This is a genomic window from Candidatus Nitrosopumilus sediminis (assembly GCF_000299395.1).
GTDB classification, from domain to species: Archaea; Thermoproteota; Nitrososphaeria; order Nitrososphaerales; family Nitrosopumilaceae; genus Nitrosopumilus; species Nitrosopumilus sediminis.
On record NC_018656.1, the window covers coordinates 1,226,126 to 1,241,361 of the forward strand.

Below are 15,236 nucleotides of genomic sequence, written 5' to 3' on the forward strand. Positions count from 1 at the left end.
GACAAAAATATTGAATCAATATGGAAAAAGTAGCTCTAGTAACTGGCAGTTCATCAGGGATTGGTTTGGAGACAGCGCTATCATTGGCAAGAGATGGATATCATACATTTGCCAGTATGAGACATACTGAAAAAGCTGGAGAACTAGAGCATGCTGCAAAAAAAGAGAATCTTTCTATCAAAGTAATTGAGTTAGATGTAGATAAAGAAGAATCAATTGTTTCTGCAATCAAAAAAATTGTTGCAGAATGTGGAAGACTAGATGTACTAGTTAACAATGCAGGGTATGGACAGTTTGGATGTACAGAAGATGTAACAGTTGATGATTTTAGAAGACAGTTTGAGACAAATTTCTTCAGTGTTGTAAGAATCATACAAGAAGTTGCACCAATCATGAGAAAACAGGGTTCAGGAAGCATTATCAACATTAGCTCCGTTGCAGGACGAATGGGGCTACCAGGTTCCCCAGCTTACATTAGCTCAAAATTTGCATTGGAAGGCTTGGGCGAATGTTTAAGATATGAGCTTGGACAGTTTGGAATTAAAACCACACTTATTGAGCCAGGTGTTATCAAAACAAACTTTTTCAATTCAATGAAAGTTCCAGAATCAAAGGCAGATCCTAAATACAAAGAGTTGACTGACAATATTTTGGCAGGATTGAAAATGATGGTAGAAATGGGTACCCCACCATCACAGGTTGCAGATGTTGTAATGAAGGCAATTCATGATGATGAAATGCTACCACGATATGTGGTAGGTACTGATGCGGCCATGTTTATGGAGGCAAAAAAGATGAAAACAGACCTAGAATTTGAGAAATATCTGAGTAAAGAGATATTTCCTAGCTGACATCGTACTTGTACGCTAAATTGATATACAGATAAAGTAGAGTTTTCATCAAAGTCCGCAATTTTGAAATGATATGAAATGGAAAACTCTACAACATAATGGAATCCTGTTCCCTCCTGCATATGAGGCTCAAGGAATCAAGATAAAGATCAAAGGAGAGCCTGTAAATCTTGATCTCAACCAAGAAGAAATGGTGTACCAGTGGGCAAAAAAGAAAGATACACCATATGTCCAAGACAAAGTTTTTCAGAAGAATTTTACTGCAGATTTTGCTAAAACACTAGATTCAAAATTTAAAAAAATTTCATATGAAGATATTGATTTTTCAAATGCTTACAAAATAGTTGACAAGGAAAAAGACCTCAAAGAGATGATGACTAAAGAAGAAAAGAAATCCCTTGCAGCAAAAAGAAAAGAATTGCGAGAAAAACTAAAAGAGAAATTTGGTATTGCCATCATGGATGGCAAAGAAGTAGAAGTTGGAAATTATATGGCAGAACCACCTGGAATTTTTATCGGGAGGGGGGAACATCCACTAAGAGGTAGGTGGAAGCCTCGAGTTACTGCAAAGGACGTAACCCTAAACCTTGGAAAAGAGGCAAAAGTACCAGAAGGCAAATGGGGCAAGATAATTCATGATAAAAATTCAATGTGGCTAGCAAGCTGGATGGATTTTCTGACACAAAAAAGAAAATACGTATGGCTTGCAGATACTGCGGGATTAAAACAAGATAGAGACAAAGAAAAATATGAAAAAGCAGTAAAGCTTGCCAAGGAAATTAACAAGATTAAAGACAGAATTGTCAAAGATATGAAAAGTAAAGATCCTAAAATTAGCAGAATTGCCACTGCCTGTTATTTGATTTATAGAACTGCTATGAGGGTAGGAGACGAAAAAGATCCAGAAGAGGCAGATACCGTAGGTGCCACAACTCTGAGAAAAGAGCATATCAAAATTACTCCCAACGCTATTGAATTTGATTTTCTAGGAAAAGACAGTGTCAGATGGCAAGAGACAGTGGTTGCAGAAGGACATGATAAGCAATTTCATGAAAATCTCAAGAAACTAGTAGAGAAGAAAAAACCAAAAGATGAAATTTTTGACGACATAACTTCAAGACATGTCAATCAGTATTATTCTAGCATAGTAAAGGGCTTGACTGCCAAGGTATTCAGAACATACCTTGCAACAACTGTTGTCAAAAACTATCTTGTTGAGCATGATAACATGAAAGGCAAAACAGCTACAGAGAAACTATACCATGCAAAATTGGCAAATCTTGAAGCTGCTATGATGTGTAACCATAAAAGAACAATTCCTAAGACGTTTGAGCAGTCATTACAAAAGAAAAGAGATACTTTGAAAAAAGTTGAAAAAGAGCAAGCATGGAAGAAAACTCAAGAGACTCTCAAAAAAGTTGAAGCAAGTGAACCTAAAACGGATGCACAAAAGAAAACCAAAGCAAAAAGAATCAAGACATTAAACGAGCAAATTAAAAAACAAAAATCAAAACACAAAGAAAGATTAGAAAAATTAGAGTTACAAATCGATTTATCTGAAAAAACCAAAGATTACAACATTGGAACATCATTAAGAAACTACATAGATCCTCGTGTTTTCAAAGCATGGACTGACGAAGTAGGAGCAGAATGGGAGAAATTGTATACATCAGCGTTACAAAAGAAATTCCTCTGGGTAAAAAATGAGAATGTATCTTGGCAGGATTTAAAGGGAAATTAGAATCATTTAATTTCCCAAATTTTTAGCATAATAACATGCCGGGGTAGCTCAGCCTGGTTAGAGTGCCAGTTAATTTGGTAAACTCTAACGGTTCTCCAACTAAGGCAATACTCATAATCTGGAGGTCGCGAGTTCGAAACTCGCCCCCGGCACACACAAATTAGTTTGATACCCCACATCTAATACAAGGTCATAAAGTACCACTCATGTTTCAAGAAATAGAATCAACTTCATGTCTACAAATATCGAACGAGTCAAAGTATTCAAATTTTTTTCCAGGAGGATCAGGGTTTCCAAGATTAGAATTTAATGTATCTTCTGAAGTTTCATCTCCCCTTAACACAAAAAATATTTTATTAATTTTATCACCATAATTTGAAGAAATTTTTGTAGTGTATTCACCAGGTAAGAAATCAGTCGGGACATAATATTGCAAATTTGAGTATCCAAATTGATTTGTAGTTTTATTAAATTTCTCTATTGTTTTATTTTGATGTAATATTTCAATTGTTAATTTTGCATCTTTAACATATCCCCAGTTTTGTAAATAAGGAGATAAAATATTAAAAATTTTATCATATTCATTTGCATTATATACTCTCATAGTAAGATCATAAAAATATCCTCTTGTAACTCTTAAAGAATGATCTGCCACTATTTTTAAATTATCATTATGTTTGATTTCGATCGGTTCTTCATTTTTATCTAAATCAGAAACAATATTGGTTTTAATTTTTTTGGATAGTAAGGTTTTTGCGTCTGTTTTTATTAGTACAAGTCCATCATGATAAGAAAATACTCCAGTAATAGAAAATTTTGGAGAAGGGTAATAATATTCATATGAAACAACGAAAAGAACTCTTGCATCGACGTATTTTCCTTGAGTACCTGTTCCTTTTAAAACAATAATATTTTTTTCAGCGTTGTATCTAGTATCCCAAGAAGAAATGTGGTAATTATTATTATTAAAATTAATAGTATCTGAAATCACAGAGACTGAATTATCGACAATCATAAATTTCAAATGTATGTCATAATCTTCAGAATCAGATAATTTACTTTTTGCATAAATAGAATATAGTGTGTCATCATTCATTTGAGAATATGCATTATCAAGAATACTCAAGTTTGCTACTACGTATAATGAAAAACAAATAATGGAGAAGAAAATAAATTGTGTTTTATATTTCTGAAAAATTCTAATCATAATCATATGTATAATGTATGATAGCATAAAATTCTATAAAAAACATATTTTTAGTTGTTTTAACTAAGAAATGTCTTTGAATTCAAATTTTGTTTATAAACAAAAATAGGATCGACATTCACAATTACAAGACAAAGGCATCTGATTGTAAATGTCACGAAATTAATGGGCAAATACGGATGAAAAAGAAAACCCCTAGTACTGTATAAAATATTACGATTCTTATTCTCTTTTTATTGTATTAATTTTCTAAACAGGATTTGCATACTTTTTCATTAATCATGCTATTTTTTGGGATGAACTCGTTTTTACAATTAGTACATACATTAAGTAAACGTAAGCCATTGACCATATTTTGATTTTTTTCAATGTTAATTATTACAGGTTTGTTTTTTTCTTCATTTGACTTTTCAATGCGGTTTGAACTATTGTTTATCCCTCTAATCTCTTCATCTATTCTGTTAATATCCTCTGTTGATAGTTGTATCTTGAATTCATTATCTTTTGAAATGCTTGATCCATTATCTCTAGAGAGGTTTTCCATTTCTTTTAAATCCGAATTAAATCATTGTAGAAAACAAATCTAATTTTGTTTTAAATTCCTGTATTCTATTTCTTATAGAAACCGTGCTAGTGTTTGCAGCTTCTGCAATTTCTATTTGAGATTTTAATTCTCCTGTAATTACACATGCTGCATAAATTGCGGCAGCTGCCATGATCTCTGGATTTTTACCAGCAATAATTTCTGCATCTTGGGCTGCAGTCAAAATTTGTGTTGCTTTACGAATTACTTTTTCAGATGAGCCTATCTTACTTGCAATTTTATTAATCGATTTTATTGGATCAACTACAGATACAGTAAATCCTAATTCTCTAAACAATATTCGGTATGCTCGCGCAATCTCTTTTCTTTTGATTACAAATTGAATTGCGATTTCCGTTAGAGTTCTATGGTGTTCTAAATCTCGACATGAAGCATACAAGCACGCTGCTGCAATAGATTTCACAGTTCTGCCTCGAATAAGGTTTCTCTCTATTGCCTTTCTGTAAAAAAGAGATGCTCGTTCAACTACGGTATCTGATAGGCCTAATTTTGATTGTACTTTGTCAAATTCTATGAGGGCAAATCTGAGATTCTTCTCTGCAGAGTTTTTTGTCTGTGATCTACTATCCCATTTTCGCAATCTGCCAAACATCTGGGTTGTTTTCGCTGAAAGTGGTTTTCCAACCGAATCCTTATTTTGCACTCCTATTCGCGTATTCAATCCCTTGTCATGCATTTTGAGTGTCAGTCCAGGACCTGTTCTAGCAGTATCAGACGTATTTGAAATCAGTCTGCGCTCCAATCCTCTATCTTCGGCATTTTCTGAAATAACGAATCCGCAACTTGAGCAAATGATTTCACCAGTGATTTGATCAGTTACAAATTTTGAAGCATGGCAATAATCACAAAATAGCTTTGTTTTTTTAATTATCTGTATTGTGGTCAATAATTTTACCTAAGCCGTCAATGGTATTTTTTCAATGATGCAATAGGTATGAATTTCCTTTTCTGTATTTAGATTACAATTGTGGCAAATAAACTCAATGGGCTTTTTACATTCAGGACAATTTTGGAATACATCCATTTTCCTACCACATTTTCTACAAGAGGTTATTCTCATCACTTATGTTATGTTGTTCTTTGTATTAAAGAGGAGTAAAATTAGTATACCCTAATGATCATACATATAAAATTTCAATGAACGTTGAATCATTTATGACGCAATTACATGACCTTGTTCATCAAGTGTATTGCCACATGTTTTACATTCCCATTTGTCATCACTAATCTCTTGAGCATTCTTTGAAGTATTGCAAACCTTACATCTAGTAGACATTATTTTGTTTTCATTCCTACTGTCTTTGATTGAATATTGTTTGAATGAGTTTTTTCATGTTCACGAACTTTTTCAAAAGTATCTACTGTTCCTTCCCATTGAAAACTGCAATCTTTACAATTGTATTTCATTTCGTTGAATCATCTTTCTTTTCAAATTCTTTGGATGCATTAACATCGCCTGCCATTTTGGTTTTACAAGAACCAAATTTCAGTTTTTTAATTATTTTTTCGAACATGTTTTTAATATAATCCTCCTTGATTTATACCCGCGTAATTTTTCCATTTTACGCCTGATTTTCTATAGATATTTTTATTTAACTATAAAGATGAGTGCGCAAGTATATATTGATCATAACTATCTATATAGTCATGACAAAAGAAACAAACCCAACAATTATCGTTGCAAACGATGACAAAAAAGAAGAGCCAAAGAAAGAAGACTCTACTAAATCAGACAAATAGGATTAACACACCTCCCCATCTTTTACATGGGTTAGAATAATTTCAAAAGTTAAATGAATGCAATAATTATTTTAGCTAATTTTCAAACAAGCATTGTTTGAATTAGAGAAAAACAATTGCACTATTATTAAAAAAATTAAACAGTCGTTGAAGAATCAGCTGTCAAAACAGTAGTTTTTATGGCACACTATGATGTATTGTATATGGTAGATATCATCATTTGTTCAAATTGTGGTCTATCGTATTCTACACAAGAAAATGAATCATGTACTCATTGTAGATTTACGCTTAAAGAACAGTGAACATGGAATTCAATACGCTTAAGTTGATACAAAAGCTAGACATGTATGAACTGCCATCAAAAAAGTGAAGCACATGTTTGGAGATATTCAAAACATAACAAAATACGAAGATGTGTAAAGTGTAAATCTCGAATTCCAATTACTAAAGAAGAATTTGAGCTTAAATGGGGCAAAAAGCAAATCAAAATCCAATAATTTATTTTCTTTTTCCCATATTATTTACTAGAAAACGATCTTTTTCTACAACTATGACGGTTCTTATAGGTGATAATAATATCATAATTATGTCAGAAGACAGAAAAATGTACAAATGTACATGTGCAGATTGTGGCAAAGATTCAGAAGTTCCTTTTGAACCAAAACCAGATAGACCTGTATATTGTAAAGAATGTTTACCAAAACATAGAAAGTAGAAGATTTTAGATTAGTTTCGTTTGATTAATTTTGAACATAATTATTTTTAGATAATTCTCAAACCTTTTTTTATTTTATGAGATGTATAATAGAGCATATGGATTATCAGGAAAAGTTCATACAAAAATTTCACGGGTATTTTGCCGCAAAATAAATTCAGTCAATTCTTACAGGGTTTGGATAGTCAGGATTTAATCAGGATATTCTCTTTTTCTTCGATATGCTCCACATTTAGGACATGGCTTTTTTTTCTGACCTGCAAGAGTCAATTCTAAAGGAGTTCCACAATCAAGACAGGATTCTGTCACATTTGTTGACATGAGTTTTCTGATATGTTGAGCACTTAAGCCTATTGGAATTATGGCATAGTGGGAGGATTCAATCTTTGTTCCTCTTCAATACGATCAAAGCATTTTTCTAATTCCTCAGATTGACCAATGAATTTTTCCCTACATTCTTGTTCAAGATATGTTTTTTGTAGTAACTGCCATGCAATTTCATTACGTTGATCCTCAGATGTGTTTTGAGGGTTTTCCTCTTTAAATGATGAAACTAGAAAAACTGAAAATGCCACTGCTATAATAATTGGGATGATTATTATGAAAAGAATTGTAGGTTTCAATGATTTCCTAAATTTTGTTTGGACTTAAGCTTATTGGAATTTAGAAATTAATCATAACAATTAAGAATAAATCATTAAATCAAACAATATGAATAAGATAATTCCAATTAGTATTGGAATTGCAGTTATAATTGGAATCATTGCAATAAATTTTCTGGATAAAGAGCAGACAAATTTTCTTCAGACAAACTCAGAATCTAATCATACTATATCACAGCAAGATTTGAAAGCGATGGTGGAGAGATGGATAGATGATCCAGACAAAGATGATAGAAATCAACGTCTTGAGATTATGAAAGCGTATTATACGTTTGAAGAGACAGGTCAAAAACTAACTCAGGATAGAGAAGGACTTGTTTTGATGAACCAGATTAGAAAAATGGTTAGTCTTGACATTCCAAAATCAGAACTTGATAAATTAAGGCAAGATATTCGTGAAGAGTTCAACAGAAATGAAAACAAAGAATGCTCAATTCAGTGTTTGGTCTATGATCCTGTTTGTGGCGAAGATAACATCACTTATGCTTGTGGTGTTGAAGATGCTACATGTCACAATGTTAAAGTCAAGTATTCTGGAGAATGTAACGCATCATCTGAGACTAAGATTTTGTATGTTGATTCAAAACTAGTTGATTGTGTAGGTGTGAGTCCTCAACAATGCATGTTAGTTAGGGAAAGCACAGATTCTAAATGGCAAATGTTTTATGATAAAATAGAAGGGTTTGATTTTCAAGAAGGGATACAATACAAACTTAAAGTAATGATTGACAATGTCGAAAATCCCCCAGCAGATAGTTCATCACTAAAGTATACCCTAATAGAAATTCTAGAGCCTTAAAATCAATCACATGAGCAAATTATAGAAGTAAAATCCATTTTTTATGTAAAATTTAACTGCTATAATCTATAAAATCTAAATTTCTATTCATCATTATCTCCCCACTGTCTCCCAAGAGTGGCAAGGATTCTAAAAGCAAATCTATCTATGTTAATGTGTGATTCAGCAATAATCATTACCACATGATCATAAATTGGAAAACTCATTATTACAACATGCTCTCTTCGTGAGGAAGAATATTTTACGTGTCCTAGTTCAGAATTGAATTTTTTTCTTTTGGTAACTCTGGATGCTAGTTCTGTACAAATGGATTGATGTTGTTCATCTGTTAATCTAGAACATGTCCCTTCTTTGTACCCACCAGCTAAAAGAGTTCCAGATCCATCTAGCAATCCTGCAAAAAGTATTTCGGGGTCTTCTAGTATTTTCTTACACTTTTCATCATATTCTTTTGGATCAAAATTTGATTTACTCATGCTAACAGATTACTATGATCTGTTATCTATGTAAATAGCTTTTAAGATGTCAGTTTTGCTAACTACACCACCTAAACTCTTAGTTGTAAAATTAATTCACAAAATCAAATGTACGCATAAAGGATAAAACCATAGATGAGAATTAGATTTTTTTTAATATAATAGAAATATGATAATATCACATTGGCACTAAAGTCATTCAAATATCCTATTCCCCATGTCACATATCTTGTAAAGAGGAAATTATGGGCACAAGTGCTTTTTGCATTATTTTTAGGGCTGATTACAGGCATGGTTTTAGGACCAGAGTTCGGAATTGTTGAAAAAGAGACTACAGAAATAATTACTGATTGGCTATCTATTCCTGCCAATCTTTTTCTAAAAATCATTCAAATGATTATTGTACCGTTAATTTTTGCATCAATTATTAGAGGACTAACATCATCTGGAAGCTTAGAACAACTTCAAAAGATGGGTCTTGGAGCTTCCTTGTATTTTGTTGCAACAACTGCAATAGCACTAACAATTGGAATAATTGTTGTAACTACAATAATGCCAGGAAATTTTATTGATAGTTCTTTGATTAGAGAAAGTTTTGGAATAGAGGATCTAGAACCAGTTCAAAACACAGAAATGTCTATTTTAGATATTCCTCAAAGCATAGTAGGAATCGTTCCTAGCAATCCATTGGCATCTTTTATGTCCGGCGAGATGTTGAGCATCATTGTTTTTGCAATAATCGTCGGAGTCTCAATGATTACTTTGCCCAAAGAAAGCTCAAAACCAATACTTGACTTGTTAGAATCCGTGCAAAAAATCACCTTGAAAGTAGTGTCATGGGCAATGCGTTTGGCACCATTTGCAGCATTTGGTCTAATGACAGGCATCACATCAAAGCTTGGACTGTCTGCACTTTCAGGACTAGGTGCATACATGCTAACTGTTGTCATAGGTCTTTTTGCAATGATATTTGTATACATGTTAATCATCAAATTTTTTACGAAGAGACCATTATTCTCAACTTTTGCAATGATGAAAGATGCACAGTTGTTAGCATTTTCAACTTCCAGTTCTGCTGCAGTAATGCCACTATCAATTAAAACTGCAGAAGAGAAGATGAAGATAAAACCCAAAGTTTCTCAGTTTATCATTCCTTTAGGTGCTACAATAAACATGGATGGAACTGCTCTTTATCAAATAGTTGCAGTATTTTTCTTAGCGCAGTTATTCAGTATTGATTTAGGATTTACCACAATTCTGTTAATTTCTCTAACTGCTCTTGCAGCATCCATTGGAGCACCATCAGCTCCTGGAACAGGGATAGTAATTCTTTCAACAATTCTGATAGCTGCAGGAATTCCTCCTGTTGCAGTTGTACTCCTGTTAGGGGTGGATAGAATTTTGGATATGACTAGAACTATGGTTAATGTTACAGGAGATCTTACTGCTTGTTTGTTTTTTGATAATAGAATAAAGGAAGATAAACCTCCTGAAAAGAAATTGTGAAATGTTTACAAAATCTTTGATCAGTAATAGACTCTAACTTTCTTGATCTATACTGCCACCCTGACCATACAATACATGCATGGTAAAAGTATCTGTAATGTCAGGATGATTTCTCAATCTTTTGGTAATCAGTTCTATGCCATCAGGATCAGGAGTTTTAACTTTTATGAAAATATCATATTTCCCCCAAATCCCATTAATTTCAATTATTTCAGGTATTTTCCTAAGTTCAGCAATGACACTTGTTTCACTGCCAGTATTACAATTTATGAGAATGTATGCTTGCATACACTAAATTACGTTTCAAATTATTAAAGATCTCTATGAATTGTTTGGAAATTGTAACTTGTCGTTCTTTTTTACTGATTTAACTTGAAGTAGAATCTTAATTGAATTTTTGATAAACTGTCATCATGTCGTCTTCCTGTGTCTAAAATTGTAATGACATCTCTTATTACAAAACCAATCTAGACCACCCAAGTATTCTACACGATCAGACTTCCCGCAAAAGGTGCATTTCATAAAATGTTTCATACTTTTTTCTTTGTTCATAGTGTTTTCATCCTAATAATAACAGGTCAATAATGCTATAAAGTCTGTTATTTCGACAATCATAATTTAGATTAATTTTCCAGTAATTGCATCAATTCTAGCAACTGCAACCTTGTTTTTATTATCATAGCATTTTGTTTCATAAATTGGTACAAATATCTCACGAAATTCTGTTACAATGAATTCCTCATGATTTATTTTCAAATCATGTTTAAGACTATCTTTGAGTTTGTGAGCTAGTTTTGAAAAAATATCATCATCAATCATTTTGTTTCTTCTTACATGTCCTTTGTTTAAGTCTAGAACCTTTTGAGCATAGTTTTCTATTGCATCTGAATTGGTACTATAAGAAAAAGGAGTTTCTAATCCATTATTGTCTAGATATATAGAATCGGTCATACTTTTAATTACATTTTCAGTAGCCTTGATTTCTAAATCTTGTTTAGTTATTCCAACTCCTTGTTTCATCTTTTTCCCAAACTTTTTCCATACTCCAGATTTATTTAAAACAGAGAATTTTTCAGTACCAATTGCAACTTCCACAACATCAGGTTCTACTTTAATCATGTATGTGGTATTTCGATTAAAGTCAATTTCATAGTGACCCAAAACAAAAATGAATTGTTCCAAAAATAATTGAGGGTTATCAACAGTTACTTCATCAGATTTGGGTCTTCTTAATGTAGAACCAAAAAGAGATGTTTTCTTTTTCTCTAAAATTTTCATAATATCCTGAGGCAATAATTTAGTTCTAAGTACAATAGTTTGTTTAGATGGAATATTATTTGGTTTTAGGTTTTCTTCATGAGGCAATTTTATTTCAAACCCTTGCTACGTATTCATATTCTATCTAAGATCTTTTTCTTTTTATCATTAAATTCTTTTTCTGTGATAATTCCCAATTCTTTGAGTTTAGCTAGTTTTTCTAGAATTTCAAGACTCGAAGTGCCATATTGTGTACCAAGTTTGATTCTCCCTACAAGTAATTCAAAGAAGAGAAAAAAAGCAGTGGTAATTTTTTTGTAAAATTTAGGACTGTTCTTTTTGAGCATATTTTTTTGTTCTAAACCTTTTTCACGAAGTTTTAACGAGTTAATTTTCAATGTTTTTAGATATTCTTGTGATTTAAGAAAATCCGCAGTATTATTTGTGATTTGATGTATTTTTGTAATAGATTCTTTTCCAATCTGTTTTCCAAATTCTATTGTTTGAGCATAATTCTTTGTAACATCATCAAGAGTATGCTCTTGCTTTTTTTTAATAGTTTTTCTAGAATTTTCAGACTTGACTTTTTTATTTTCCATATATGTTGATTCCATAGTTTTAGTGCAGAGGTATTATTTTAACAGATATATTCTTAGGACGTACTAATTTGCAAGTTAATCTTTAATTGTTATCTTATCTCCAACTCCAACAATTCTATCAGAAGGGATGATTTTTGATTTAAATCGTGATTTTATCTCAAGAGATTGAATCTTGTTTGTCTCAGAATTAAGATTAATTTTGATAACCTTCCCTACGGATTTTCCGTCTACATCTACAATCTTGTCATGAGGTTTTATTGGAATTGAATTTAATCGAAGAGAATCATCAGTCAAGATTTCAAAATAACTGGCAGATATGAAATATTCAGAAGATAATCTTTGCTTTACCATAACACCCGAGATCGAGAATATTTGTGGGTCAATACACAAGGATTGAATTTTACCACAATCGTTTCCCTTACTGTCAAAAACATTTAGTCCAATAAGATGCTGACCAAACCAGTATTTTCCCAAGAATTTATTTTGGTTTTTCATGCCTTTAATCTAGGATATTTCTTTAGCACATTTTGCAGAACAACAAACTCTATACAAATCATAAAATTCATTCCCGCAGTGTCTACATGTTCTAATCATACTCATTAATTAGAATTAAAAAATTGCCTAATCAAAAATAAACTCAAACAAAGTTGACATTTGATGTATCAGTTTGGTGTGAAAATTAGATTTTTGAGAAGAAAAGTTCAAGTGAATTTTCAAATTGCTTGTTTAATTTTTGGAGGTAATTGTCATCCACTGTAAGAGCATCTTCATCATACCAAGGGGATCGTAAATACATGTCTCGGTTCATCTCAACTTGAATCCAAGGATAAGGATTATTTCCATATGTTCTAGTAATATACCCTCCATGAAAGGGATCATTTAGATATATTTCATCTCGATCAATAGAATATGATTTAGAGATAGAGTCAGCTAACAACTCAATCATTTCTTGGGAAGATGTTTGTCCGTCATTATTTGATAAACAAAACTTTGGTCGAGGATTTTTATTTCCATCAGGAGATATTCCTGGGGCAATAGATGCCATTGAATGACAATCAAGACATAACTGCAAATCTAATTCTTCAATACTTTTTTTGATAGACCTATGATATGGTAAATAATACAGCTCTATTAGCAAATTACAAAGATTGTCATCAGGTGCCTTTCCATTTGTATAAATTGGTTTTTTATAACAAGTCATACTTTTTATCAATCCGTCAGGGTTTTCTGGAGGCATATCTTGCAAAGAACGATTAAGATCTACAAAGGCTCTTGCAATATCTGTTTTAATTACTCGTTGGACTTTATCCCCTAAATCATAAAGTTCTATTACAAAAGGATCAGAATCATCAAAAAGATCCTTATTTGTTATAGATAAATGGCCATCAAGTTCTGTAGGTTTTCTTGCACCGCCATGTGGTATTGATAGTAATACAGGTAGTTTAGTCAATTCAATCCTTCTGCTATTCCATCACGTCTTACTTCAGCTACTCCATGAAATCCATCCTGTGTTTGTAATTTCATTACTGCATGAATTGCACCATGATAAAATGAATATCTGTCTTTTATAGAAATTTCATATCCCATTTCTTTAAGATAGTTAATAATTTCAGTTCGAAATCCTCCATCTTCTATACTAACAGTGCCATTTATGGAGCAATGAAATCGTGGTCTTTCAATCGCATCACTCATAGGAAGATTACCGTCAATTATTCGTGATAGGAATTGAGTAACAGTAGAAAATATTCTCTGACTGCCTGGGCTTCCAAGCACCATCCAAAGTTTAGAATTATTGAAAATTAATGCAGGAGATACAGAAGTCCACGGTATAGCATTAGGTCTAATGTAAAAGGGATGATTTGGGTTAGTAAATTCAAATGCAGACATGTAATTGTTGTATAAAAATCCCAACCCATCAGCTGCTGCTTTAGAACCATAGGCAAGTTCGATAGATTGAGTGATACCTACAGCATTTCCCTCATCATCCATAGTTGATAGATGTGTTGTATCTTCACCACCAAAATCAGGATCAATCATGGGCAATGTGGCATCCATAGAATTATGAATTGAATCAGCCATCTGTTTTGCAAAGGATCTTTGGAGATGTATTTTTTCCACAATTTGATCATATGTGTGTCGATTAAATGGTCGCTGAACTCGATGTAAGAATGCTTTTCTGAAGGTTTCTGCAACAAAATGATATGAGCTAGGTTTTGAGCTACGCAAAAATTTGGAAGGGAGATGATTAAGCATCATGAGTGTAAGTAACAAAGTTCTTCCAGCTGCAGGGGGAGGTAGTGTTACAACAGTTAAATGTCTATATTTTCTGCTAATAGGTTTTCGAATTAATGGTTCTGGTATGTATGACAAATCTTCTTCCTGAATTAGACCTCTATTATTTTTCATATCAAGAGCAATTTTTTTTGCAATTTCACCATGATAGAAAATTTGATATCCATAATCTGAAATCATGCCAAGCGTTGCAGCTAGATCTTTTTGAACGAATCTATCTCCAACATCATATGGAACAACACCATCTTTTAAGAAATATTTCGCACCTGATTTAGATTTGATTGAAAGAAAATTTTTTAGTTCTCTTTCTTGTAAGTCATGTTGGAGTTGGGTAATTTTGTATCCTTTTTTGGCAATGTGAATTGATGGTGCAACTATTTTTTGCCATTCCAATTTACCGTATCTTTCATGTAGAAATCCAATTAGAGCCAAAGTGCTTGGAACTGTGGTTGCTTTGTACCCCAGACGACGATTTTTTGTCTTTGTGTAAGCTGATGAATTTGCCAAAGAAGGAGAACGACTAGAGCCATCAATTGCGTATGATTTTCCATTAACATGAATAATTCCCATAGATTGGCCTCCAATTCCAGAAGCTTGAGGTTCACACACACCTAATGCAAGGGCTGTTGCACATGCTGCATCAATTGCATTGCCTCCTTTTTTGAGCATTTCAACTCCTGCCTTTGTTGCATCAGGAAATGCTGATGACACCATACCTCTTTTTGCAACGGAGCATTTCTTGTTAGAAGTAGCTTTGAATGATTTTTCTATTTGTTCAAGCTTCAAT

Annotated in this window: 19 protein-coding genes and 1 tRNA gene; 6 read left to right on the top strand and 14 right to left on the bottom strand. The window is 32.6% G+C overall.

Features of this window, described 5'->3' with window-relative positions; all coding sequences use genetic code 11:
* The first annotated feature begins 20 nt into the window (after positions 1-20).
* The 3 genes from NSED_RS07350 to NSED_RS07360 all read left to right on the top strand — a co-directional run bounded on the left by NSED_RS07350 (position 21) and on the right by NSED_RS07360 (position 2,744).
* Positions 21-851, top strand: coding sequence for an SDR family oxidoreductase (locus NSED_RS07350; RefSeq protein WP_014965627.1), 831 nt, complete (start codon positions 21-23; stop codon positions 849-851).
* Between the two features lie 73 nt (positions 852-924).
* A complete protein-coding gene (locus NSED_RS07355; protein ID WP_014965628.1) occupies positions 925-2,592 on the top strand; it encodes a DNA topoisomerase I in 1,668 nt (555 codons plus the stop codon).
* Between the two features lie 37 nt (positions 2,593-2,629).
* Positions 2,630-2,744, top strand: a tRNA-Met gene (locus NSED_RS07360).
* Between the two features lie 59 nt (positions 2,745-2,803).
* Here the strand turns inward: NSED_RS07360 and NSED_RS07365 are convergent.
* The 5 genes from NSED_RS07365 to NSED_RS11005 all read right to left on the bottom strand — a co-directional run bounded on the left by NSED_RS07365 (position 2,804) and on the right by NSED_RS11005 (position 5,810).
* Positions 2,804-3,718: a hypothetical protein gene (locus NSED_RS07365; protein WP_157861916.1), complete on the bottom strand. Its 915-nt coding sequence runs from the start codon at positions 3,716-3,718 to the stop codon at positions 2,804-2,806.
* 322 nt (positions 3,719-4,040) lie between these two features.
* Complete coding sequence (locus NSED_RS07370; RefSeq protein WP_014965630.1) at positions 4,041-4,343, bottom strand: hypothetical protein; 303 nt, start codon at positions 4,341-4,343, stop codon at positions 4,041-4,043.
* A gap of 16 nt (positions 4,344-4,359) precedes the next feature.
* On the bottom strand, positions 4,360-5,289 hold the full coding sequence (locus tag NSED_RS07375) for a transcription initiation factor IIB (RefSeq protein WP_014965631.1): 930 nt from the start codon (positions 5,287-5,289) through the stop codon (positions 4,360-4,362).
* Between the two features lie 267 nt (positions 5,290-5,556).
* Positions 5,557-5,679 carry a hypothetical protein gene (locus NSED_RS11000; RefSeq protein WP_014965632.1) on the bottom strand — a complete coding sequence of 41 codons (123 nt, stop codon included), beginning with the start codon at positions 5,677-5,679 and terminating at the stop codon, positions 5,557-5,559.
* Entirely contained in the window at positions 5,679-5,810 is a 132-nt protein-coding gene (locus tag NSED_RS11005) for a hypothetical protein (RefSeq protein WP_016940233.1), read from the bottom strand. The genes NSED_RS11000 and NSED_RS11005 overlap by 1 nt, the downstream gene beginning before the upstream one ends.
* Positions 5,811-6,729: 919 nt before the next feature.
* Here NSED_RS11005 and NSED_RS07380 point away from each other — a divergent pair.
* Positions 6,730-6,858: a CxxC-x17-CxxC domain-containing protein gene (locus NSED_RS07380; protein ID WP_026090086.1), complete on the top strand. Its 129-nt coding sequence runs from the start codon at positions 6,730-6,732 to the stop codon at positions 6,856-6,858.
* Positions 6,859-7,050: 192 nt separating this feature from the next.
* Here the strand turns inward: NSED_RS07380 and NSED_RS11010 are convergent, their stop codons facing one another.
* Together NSED_RS11010 and NSED_RS07385 are read right to left on the bottom strand one after the other, a co-directional pair.
* Positions 7,051-7,179, bottom strand: a complete 129-nt coding sequence (locus tag NSED_RS11010; protein ID WP_016940230.1) for a hypothetical protein — start codon at positions 7,177-7,179, stop codon at positions 7,051-7,053.
* 38 nt (positions 7,180-7,217) lie between these two features.
* A complete protein-coding gene (locus tag NSED_RS07385) occupies positions 7,218-7,481 on the bottom strand; it encodes a hypothetical protein (protein ID WP_014965634.1) in 264 nt (87 codons plus the stop codon).
* Between the two features lie 88 nt (positions 7,482-7,569).
* On the opposite strand from NSED_RS07385, the gene NSED_RS07390 reads away from it, so the two are divergent.
* Positions 7,570-8,319, top strand: coding sequence for a DUF4377 domain-containing protein (locus tag NSED_RS07390; protein ID WP_014965635.1), 750 nt, complete (start codon positions 7,570-7,572; stop codon positions 8,317-8,319).
* Positions 8,320-8,402: 83 nt separating this feature from the next.
* On the opposite strand, the gene NSED_RS07395 is transcribed toward NSED_RS07390, so the two are convergent.
* Positions 8,403-8,795: a DUF6659 family protein gene (locus NSED_RS07395; RefSeq protein ID WP_014965636.1), complete on the bottom strand. Its 393-nt coding sequence runs from the start codon at positions 8,793-8,795 to the stop codon at positions 8,403-8,405.
* 183 nt (positions 8,796-8,978) lie between these two features.
* Here NSED_RS07395 and NSED_RS07400 point away from each other — a divergent pair, with 183 nt between their 5' ends.
* Positions 8,979-10,301 carry a dicarboxylate/amino acid:cation symporter gene (locus NSED_RS07400; protein WP_014965637.1) on the top strand — a complete coding sequence of 441 codons (1,323 nt, stop codon included), beginning with the start codon at positions 8,979-8,981 and terminating at the stop codon, positions 10,299-10,301.
* A gap of 33 nt (positions 10,302-10,334) precedes the next feature.
* Here the strand turns inward: NSED_RS07400 and NSED_RS07405 are convergent, their stop codons facing one another.
* The 6 genes from NSED_RS07405 to ggt all read right to left on the bottom strand — a co-directional run bounded on the left by NSED_RS07405 (position 10,335) and on the right by ggt (position 15,235).
* The gene (locus NSED_RS07405) at positions 10,335-10,589 is read right to left on the bottom strand and encodes an Lrp/AsnC family transcriptional regulator (RefSeq protein WP_014965638.1); all 255 of its coding nucleotides are present in this window, start codon (positions 10,587-10,589) and stop codon (positions 10,335-10,337) included.
* A gap of 330 nt (positions 10,590-10,919) precedes the next feature.
* A complete protein-coding gene (locus NSED_RS07410; RefSeq protein ID WP_014965639.1) occupies positions 10,920-11,666 on the bottom strand; it encodes a hypothetical protein in 747 nt (248 codons plus the stop codon).
* A 26-nt stretch (positions 11,667-11,692) separates the two neighbouring features.
* Positions 11,693-12,172 carry an SHOCT domain-containing protein gene (locus NSED_RS07415; RefSeq protein ID WP_014965640.1) on the bottom strand — a complete coding sequence of 160 codons (480 nt, stop codon included), beginning with the start codon at positions 12,170-12,172 and terminating at the stop codon, positions 11,693-11,695.
* Positions 12,173-12,232: 60 nt separating this feature from the next.
* Entirely contained in the window at positions 12,233-12,652 is a 420-nt protein-coding gene (locus NSED_RS07420; protein ID WP_014965641.1) for a PRC-barrel domain-containing protein, read from the bottom strand.
* 184 nt (positions 12,653-12,836) lie between these two features.
* The gene (locus NSED_RS07425; protein WP_014965642.1) at positions 12,837-13,607 is read right to left on the bottom strand and encodes an N-formylglutamate amidohydrolase; all 771 of its coding nucleotides are present in this window, start codon (positions 13,605-13,607) and stop codon (positions 12,837-12,839) included.
* Complete coding sequence (gene ggt / locus NSED_RS07430) at positions 13,604-15,235, bottom strand: gamma-glutamyltransferase (protein ID WP_014965643.1); 1,632 nt, start codon at positions 15,233-15,235, stop codon at positions 13,604-13,606. Before ggt ends, NSED_RS07425 begins: the two co-directional genes overlap by 4 nt.
* Position 15,236 lies beyond the last annotated feature (1 nt).

What these genes read in the sequence shown, in the direction of transcription:
- NSED_RS07350 (WP_014965627.1), top strand. Translation starts at nt 21, where the DNA reads ATGGAAAAAGTAGCTCTAGTAACTGGCAGTTCATCAGGGATTGGTTTG.
- NSED_RS07355 (WP_014965628.1), top strand. Translation starts at nt 925, where the DNA reads ATGAAATGGAAAACTCTACAACATAATGGAATCCTGTTCCCTCCTGCA.
- NSED_RS07370 (WP_014965630.1), bottom strand. Translation starts at nt 4,343, where the DNA reads ATGGAAAACCTCTCTAGAGATAATGGATCAAGCATTTCAAAAGATAAT.
- NSED_RS11000 (WP_014965632.1), bottom strand. Translation starts at nt 5,679, where the DNA reads ATGTCTACTAGATGTAAGGTTTGCAATACTTCAAAGAATGCTCAAGAG.
- NSED_RS11005 (WP_016940233.1), bottom strand. Translation starts at nt 5,810, where the DNA reads ATGAAATACAATTGTAAAGATTGCAGTTTTCAATGGGAAGGAACAGTA.
- NSED_RS07380 (WP_026090086.1), top strand. Translation starts at nt 6,730, where the DNA reads ATGTCAGAAGACAGAAAAATGTACAAATGTACATGTGCAGATTGTGGC.
- NSED_RS11010 (WP_016940230.1), bottom strand. Translation starts at nt 7,179, where the DNA reads ATGTCAACAAATGTGACAGAATCCTGTCTTGATTGTGGAACTCCTTTA.
- NSED_RS07390 (WP_014965635.1), top strand. Translation starts at nt 7,570, where the DNA reads ATGAATAAGATAATTCCAATTAGTATTGGAATTGCAGTTATAATTGGA.
- NSED_RS07395 (WP_014965636.1), bottom strand. Translation starts at nt 8,795, where the DNA reads ATGAGTAAATCAAATTTTGATCCAAAAGAATATGATGAAAAGTGTAAG.
- NSED_RS07405 (WP_014965638.1), bottom strand. Translation starts at nt 10,589, where the DNA reads ATGCAAGCATACATTCTCATAAATTGTAATACTGGCAGTGAAACAAGT.
- NSED_RS07415 (WP_014965640.1), bottom strand. Translation starts at nt 12,172, where the DNA reads ATGGAATCAACATATATGGAAAATAAAAAAGTCAAGTCTGAAAATTCT.
- NSED_RS07420 (WP_014965641.1), bottom strand. Translation starts at nt 12,652, where the DNA reads ATGAAAAACCAAAATAAATTCTTGGGAAAATACTGGTTTGGTCAGCAT.